The sequence below is a fragment of the Micromonospora sp. NPDC003776 genome (assembly GCF_053605645.1).
In genome coordinates, this window is the sequence record NZ_JBSGJR010000415.1 from 1 (window position 1) to 6349 (window position 6349).

Sequence of the window (6349 nt, forward strand, 5' to 3'; positions counted from 1 at the left end):
TACCCCCCCCCACCCCCTCCCCAACCCCCCCGGTGGGTGGCACCCCGGGGTGGGGGTTTGCGCTTTCGTGCCCGCCGCCGGCGGCACATCAGCGACGGGGTGACGGCTGGCCTGCTACCCGCCCAACCCGAGTTCCGCGACGTGCTTCGCGAACGCCTCCAGCGCGGCGGCGCCGACTGCCTTGTCCTGCGCGCCGTTGCCGCCGCTGACCCCGACCGCGCCGACGATCTGGCCGTCGTACTCGATCGGGAACCCACCGACGAAGATGGCGAACTTCCCGGGATGCATGTGGCTGATCCCGAACGCTTCGTTGCCGGGCAGCGCTGGGCCGTTCGGCGGCTCATTGAACAGGTGGGTCGCCCGCTCATGACCGGCCGCGGTGAAGGCCTTCGCCATCGCGATCTCGACACCGGTGAGACGTGCGCCGGGCATCCGATGCAGCGCGAGCGCGTGACCTCCGTCGTCACACACGCAGATCGTCTGCTTCACCCCGATTTCCTCAGCCTTCGCGCGAGCTGCGGCGAGCATGGGGAGCGCGTCGTCGAGCGTGATTCGGTAGATCCTGTGCACGTTGCCTCCTCTGCGCCACTACCGGGCGGTCCGTGCGACCAGCCTGCCTGGGCGTGGAGAGCACCAACAATGGCTAGACTGCCGCGTTACGACGGGGGAAGCTTGTGCAACCTGTCCAAGGAGTTGTCATGGCTGACCCAGCGGGAGTGCTTGTTCAGGACGGTCCGCCTGACGACGCGGAGCCGCAGCAGCTGACGGTGGGTCGGCTGCTGCAGGAACGTCTGCTGCGCCCGGCGCGGTTGGCGGCCTCGGCGGAGGCGCTCGGCGCCGCCGTCACGTGGTGCCTGCCGTGGGACGAGGTCCAGGCCAGTGTCGGCCCCCTACCCGGAGTTGTCGTGCATGCCCGGGCAGGTCAGGTGCGGCTCGCTGCGCTGCGGGACCTCGAGCACCGCGAGCCCGCCGCCGTCGTCGTCGCCGGCGGGTCCGATGATCTTTCGGATCCCCCGGCCGGCCTGCCGATGATTCACGTCGGCGCGCATGTCAGCTTCCGCCAGCTCAGTGAGCTGGTGGCGGAGCTCGTCCTGGCCCGGGACACCCACGTGCTGCGCTACGGCCTGAGAGTGCACCGCGCTCTGGTGGAGTTGCTCTACCGCGGCGCCGGGTTGTCCGCGCTCGGACACCAGATGGCCCGGCTGTCCGGCTGCGCGGCGGCGATCCTCGACGCGCAGTACCGGGTCCTAACGTTCGAACCCAACCGGGACCGCGTGTTCGGGGCAACGGCGGTCGCGGACGCGCTCCGCGAGGACGCGTCCGGCATGGCAGCAGACGGCTCACCCAACGGCGCGGCGGCGGGTCCAGGGCCGTCCGGTTCCGAGCAGCCGCACGCCGGGCCGCAGGTCCGCACGCTACTGATCGGCGGGGCCAGCGCGACGTGCGTGCTGAATCCGATCCTGCTCAGCGGTCGCCACGACGGCTGGGTGGTCATCGTCGAGTCAGCCGATCCACCCAGCCCGCATGACATCGCGCAGCACCGGGTGGTAGTCGAGCAGGCCGCCACCATCGTCGGTACCGAGATGCTGCGCCTGCGCAGCATCGAGCAGGCTGAGGAGCGGGCGCGGGGCGACTTCGTCCACGCGCTGCTGCACGGCCGCTTCTCCAACCAGCACGAGCTGGACGCCCGGGCGGCACACTACGACTTCCCGGTCGCGGCAACCTACGGAGTGATCGTCGCGAACCAGCTCGGCTCGGTCGGCAGCCCCGACTCCCCGGCGGCCCTGTTCCAGCTGGCTCAGCACGCCGTCCGCCTCGACGGCCGGCCCGGCGCGCACACCCTGGCCACGGTCGTCGGTGACGTGCTCGCCGTGGTCCGGCACGTCGACCCGGCCGGCCACCGCGACTCGCCAGACGCGGCGGACCGGGCGCTGGCCGACTTCGCGCGCACCCTGCAGGCGGAGTTGGAGCGCCGCACCCACCGCAAGGTCGCCGTGGCGTACGGGCGCTGCGTCGACGGCGCCGGCCGCATCTTCGACAGCTACCGGGAGGCCCGCATCGCGCTCGGGATCCGCAACCGGCTCGGCGTGGACCGGGTCTGCGGCTTCCAGGACCTGCGGGTCTTCGCCACGCTGGTGGAGCTCGCCGAAAGCCCGCAGGGGCGTGACTTCGCCCGGGACATGCTGGCGCCGCTGCGCGGCTCCCGCGCCGGCGGCAACGACCTGGAGCAGGCAGTGATCGCCTACGTCGCGTCCGGCGGAAACCTCAACGCCGCCGCGCGGGAACTGCACATCCACCGCAACACGATGCTCTACAAGCTCGACCGCGCCTCACGGCTGCTTCAACTGGACCTGCGGGAGGCCGAACACCAGTTCGCAGTGTGGCTGGCGCACAAGCTCAGCCTGCTCGCCGAGACGGTGGCGGCCGTCGACCGCGATCTCAACCCGACGTAGGCACCGGCGGGTCGACCTCGTGCGGGGACGGGTCCGGGCCGACGAAGCTGACCACCAACCCGACGACGGCCACCACCGCGCAGCCGGCGAACAGCAGCACCAGATTTCCGGAGGGGTAGACCACCGCCACCCAGGCCGCGCCGAGCGCCGCCCCCCCGAACCGCATCATGTTGAACAGCCCGAGGGCGGCACCCGACCTGCCCGCGGGTGACCGGGTCGCCCCGGCGGCCGACGGTGTCTGAACGAAGGCCACGCCCACACCCACCGCGAGCAGCAGCGCGACGAGCAACCCCGTGTTCCGGCCGGCGGCGCCCGCATACAGCCCCAGCAGCAGTTCCACCGCGGCGAGCAGGACCAGACCGGTACGCAGGATCAAGCGGGGCCGGCCCCGTTCGCTGAGCAACCCGACGACCGGGGCCAACACCGCCATCGCGGCGGGCAGAGCGAGCACCAGCAGCCCGGTGACGGCCGTGGTCCACCCAAGGGTCCCCGTGGCATACAGCGGAACCGCGACGAGCGTGGCGGCGAGGCAGAACATCTGCGCGGACGCGGCGACCGAGCTGCGCAAAAACCGCGACTCGACGATGAGACGCGGCCGGATGATCGGCGCCGCCGCCTTCGCCGAAGTGCGGGCGAAAACCGCCAGCAGTCCCACACCCGCCACGGCGAGGGTGACGATGAGCCAGGCCGGCACCGCGTGCTGCGGAACAGCGGTGGCGGCCGTCATCAGCAACGCGGCCCCGAGCGTCAGCGACACCGCCCCCGGCCAGTGCAGCGCGGTGGCGTGCCCGCGGGCGTTCGGCACCAGCACGACGGTGGCCACCAGCAGGATCACCGCGACCGGAGCAAGGCACCAGAAGATCGCCCGCCAGCCGGCAAGGTCGGCCAGCAGCCCGCCCAGCGGCGGGCCGATCGCCTGTCCGATCCCGTTGGCGGCCGCCCAGGCGCTCATCGTGCGGGCCCGCTGACTCGGCCCGTAGATCGTGGCGAGCATGCCCATGACCGCCGGTGGATACGCCGCGCATGCCAGTCCCTGCAGGGCGCGCATCGCGACAAGGACGGGCAGCGACGGCGCCAACGCGGCCCCCACCATGGCGACCGCCATGAGGGCCAAGGACGCGATGATCGTGCGGCGTCGTCCGAACCGGTCACCCACCCAGCCGCTCAACGCCATGCCGGCAGCGAGGACCAGCACGAAGCTGCTCACCACCAGCACACCAGAGGAGAGCGAGACGCCGAGATCGGCGGTGATGTCCCGCAACGGCACGTTCAGCACGTTGTTGATGACGGTGCCGAGCAGCGTCGCCCCGAGCAGGGTCAGCAGTACGGGCAGTCCCGCCCGCCTCTGCTGCGGCGGTGCCTCCGGGCCGGCCGGGGTGGCGAACGACTGCGCGGCGCCCATGCGCGGCCGGGTGTCCCGCACGTCCCGTCCTTCCGATCGTCTGCGCAGGTCACATACCGTTCGAGACTGCTCCGTGACCGTCGTGCGATGCTACGGCACCCTGCACAATCTTTGGCCGGCGACCTGTGCACATCGGTGATAGACGCTGACCTTGCAAGACGCGGAGTCTGACGGGCAACCTACTGCAAGAGTCCGTGAGGTGGCAGATGCAGTTAACCGCGGCCCACTGGGTCTATCTCGTCGGCGTTGTCGTCATCATCGCGACGATGATCGCCCGGAAGAACATCGTAGTCCCGGCCGTGGTCGCGACGTTCGCGACCGCGCTCGTCTTCTCGCACAGCATCATCCGCGGGCTCTCCGCGGTGTTCAACGCCAGCCTCGTGGCGGCCACGAACCTGTTCAACATCTTCCTGATCATCGCGCTCGTGACCGCGATGCTGCACTCGTTGCAGGCGATGGGCGCGGACCGGAAGATGGTCGCCCCGTTCCGGGGGGTGATGCGCAACGGTCACCTCGCCTTCTGGACGCTGGTGGTCGTCACCTACTTCATCTCCCTGTTCTTCTGGCCGACCCCGGCGGTGCCGCTGATCGGCGCGGTGCTCATCCCGGTGGCGATCCGCGCGGGCCTGCGCCCGATGGCCGTCGGCCTGGTCGTGGCGATCGCCGGCCAGGGCATGGCACTGTCCTCCGACTACGTCATCCGGGTGGCCCCAGGGCTGTCGGCAAAGGCGGCGGGGGCGGACCCGAACGTCGTCGCCGACCGGGCCATGGTGCTGTCACTCGTCGTGGGTGGGGTCGCCCTCGCGGTCGCCTACCTGATGGAGTTCCGCACGATGCGCCGACCCGACCCGGCCCTGCTCGCCGAGTGGGAGGCCACCGCGGACGGCACCGGTGAACGCGTGAAGGACCTGGCGGTCACCGAGCGCGAGCGCGAGCTGGTCGGCGCGGGCGACCGGCCGGCCGGTGGCGGCGACGTGCCGTCCCTACGGGGCGGGCCGCCGACTGTCGGACACGGCGTCGCGCTGCGCGACGAGTACGACGAGGAGATGCGCGACGGCACCGAGGAGCCGGCCGACGGCTACCGCGGCAACCCCCTGGTACCGACCTTCTTCGCCATCTTCGTGCCGCTGGCCTACCTGGCGCTGATCGTCTACATGGTGGTCGCGAAGGTCTCCGACAGCGTGCCCGACCTGCGCGGCGGCGACGCCGCCGCCCTGGTCGGCGGCATCGCGGCGCTCATCGTATTCCTGGCATCACTCGCCGGCGACGGCAAAGGCTTCCTGGAAAGCTCCGCCGAACACGTGGTCGACGGACTGGTATTCGCGTTCAAGGCCATGGGCGTCGTCCTGCCGATCGCCGGCTTCTTCTTCATCGGTAACGGCGACTTCTCCGGCCAGATCCTCGGCACCGCCGACCCGACCAAGGGACCGGCGCTGCTGTACGACCTGGTCACGGCGGCACAGAGCCACATCCCTCACAGCGGCTTCATCGCGGCCTTCGGCATCCTGCTCATCGGCATGATCGCGGGCCTGGAGGGGTCGGGCTTCTCCGGTCTGCCGCTGACCGGATCGCTGGCGGGCAGCCTGGGCCCGGCCGCCGGAATCAGCGCCGGGACACTCGCCGCCGTCGGTCAGATGGGCAACATCTGGTCCGGTGGCGGAACCCTCGTCGCCTGGTCCTCGCTCATCGCCGTCGCCGGCTTCGCCCGCGTGCCGGTGATCGCCCTGGCTCGCAGGTGTTTCATTCCGGTGGTCAGCGGGCTCATCGTCGGCACCATCGTCGCGGTCGTCTTCTTCCCATAGCCTCGGCGACGCGAACTGCGGAGGCGGCGGCCAACGATGCCCGCCGCCTCCGCCGCGTCCTCACCGCATCGCCTTGAGCTGGGCCGGGGGCACTGTGCAGGCAGCATCGCGGGTCTGCGGGCGGGCTTCACCGAACCGTGTCGTTGCCACTACGGCATTGCGCGGTGGCTCCCGGGTCGGCCATGGTCACAGCGGCATCCGGAACGCGCTCATGCCGGTTTCAGCGGAAGGTTGGGGTCGGCCACCCCTCGGGCATACCCCAATCCCGAACAACTGGATATCCGCAGGACAGCGCCCGGAACTTGATGGCCGCGAAGCGTCAGCGTGCCCGGCCGCACATTGTCTGCGGCATGAGAGTGAGTTACGCCGCCGGGCTAACCCCAGTCGTCAGCGTCGAGGGCGTCCAGTTGTGCCCGAATCTCCGACAGAAGGGCAGCGGGTAGAACCACGACAAAGTCGCCACTCTCGACGTCCTGGCCCACGGTCAAGGTGAGTTCGCCGTCGCTCATGCTCCACCACACGGGGCGTCTCGCCGACGTCCCGAGGCTTACGTCCAGGCGGTGTGCGGGGTCGGCACCGGCAACGCGACAGAGGTTCCTAGTGTCGCGTGTCTGAAGTAGATTGACGGTGAAATCGACGGGTGGTTCGGGTCCGGTCGCGTCCTGGTCACGGGGGATGTGGCAGGTTCGCTT

The 6349-nt window shown here is 70.6% G+C and carries 5 protein-coding genes; 2 read left to right on the forward strand and 3 right to left on the reverse strand.

Annotation, left to right across the window (positions count from 1 at the left end; genetic code table 11):
* Positions 1-114 precede the first annotated feature (114 nt).
* Entirely contained in the window at positions 115-570 is a 456-nt protein-coding gene (locus ACWEVO_RS26635; protein ID WP_393176809.1) for a GlcG/HbpS family heme-binding protein, read from the reverse strand.
* A 128-nt stretch (positions 571-698) separates the two neighbouring features.
* Here ACWEVO_RS26635 and ACWEVO_RS26640 point away from each other — a divergent pair, with 128 nt between their 5' ends.
* Positions 699-2453: a PucR family transcriptional regulator gene (locus ACWEVO_RS26640; RefSeq protein ID WP_452310246.1), complete on the forward strand. Its 1755-nt coding sequence runs from the start codon at positions 699-701 to the stop codon at positions 2451-2453.
* Here the strand turns inward: ACWEVO_RS26640 and ACWEVO_RS26645 are convergent.
* Positions 2440-3876, reverse strand: coding sequence for an MFS transporter (locus ACWEVO_RS26645; protein ID WP_452310247.1), 1437 nt, complete (start codon positions 3874-3876; stop codon positions 2440-2442). The genes ACWEVO_RS26640 and ACWEVO_RS26645 overlap by 14 nt on opposite strands.
* A 185-nt stretch (positions 3877-4061) precedes the next feature.
* Here ACWEVO_RS26645 and ACWEVO_RS26650 point away from each other — a divergent pair, with 185 nt between their 5' ends.
* Positions 4062-5657, forward strand: coding sequence for a hypothetical protein (locus ACWEVO_RS26650; RefSeq protein WP_452310248.1), 1596 nt, complete (start codon positions 4062-4064; stop codon positions 5655-5657).
* Between the two features lie 374 nt (positions 5658-6031).
* Here ACWEVO_RS26650 and ACWEVO_RS26655 read toward each other — a convergent pair.
* Positions 6032-6349 (reverse strand): hypothetical protein (locus ACWEVO_RS26655; protein WP_452310249.1); only part of this gene is annotated, 318 nt, incomplete at its 5' end.

What these genes read in the sequence shown, in the direction of transcription:
- ACWEVO_RS26650 (WP_452310248.1), top strand. Translation starts at nt 4,062, where the DNA reads ATGCAGTTAACCGCGGCCCACTGGGTCTATCTCGTCGGCGTTGTCGTC.
- ACWEVO_RS26640 (WP_452310246.1), top strand. Translation starts at nt 699, where the DNA reads ATGGCTGACCCAGCGGGAGTGCTTGTTCAGGACGGTCCGCCTGACGAC.